The following is a 368-nucleotide window of genomic DNA, read 5'->3' on the forward strand; positions in this document are numbered from 1 at the left end:
GCAGTTCATCGTCGGTCATTCTCGCCCACGGGGCCGCCGCCGGAGAAACTTCCGAGTTGCTGAACAGCGCCATGGACGCCCGGGCACAGTCCTTACAGATGGCTACGCCGGGACCTGCCACGAGGCGTCGGGAGGTGTTGGCCGGTCTCGCGCAGAAGCTGCACATCAGCGGGCCGGCCAGCGGCGGTTCCAGTTCCACGGCATTCTCCTTAAGACTTATCGCCTGACACTGCCAGAATAGTTGATTTGTCAGGCAGTTCCTGACAAATTGTCAGGTATGGCCTTACAGCGAGTTGTCAGCACTGGCGCCCGGCCGATTGTAAGGACGGTGAAGACGGCCAAAAAACCAATTTTGCAGCTGGTTGCCT

General features: G+C 59.5%; 1 protein-coding gene. It reads right to left on the reverse strand.

Annotation, left to right across the window (positions count from 1 at the left end):
- A partial coding sequence (locus AC1U89_RS25015; protein WP_479902309.1) for a ClpX C4-type zinc finger protein occupies positions 1-199 on the reverse strand: 199 nt, incomplete at its 3' end.
- Between the last annotated feature and the right edge of the window lie 169 nt (positions 200-368).

Source organism: Caulobacter sp. 05T431 (genome assembly GCF_056665975.1).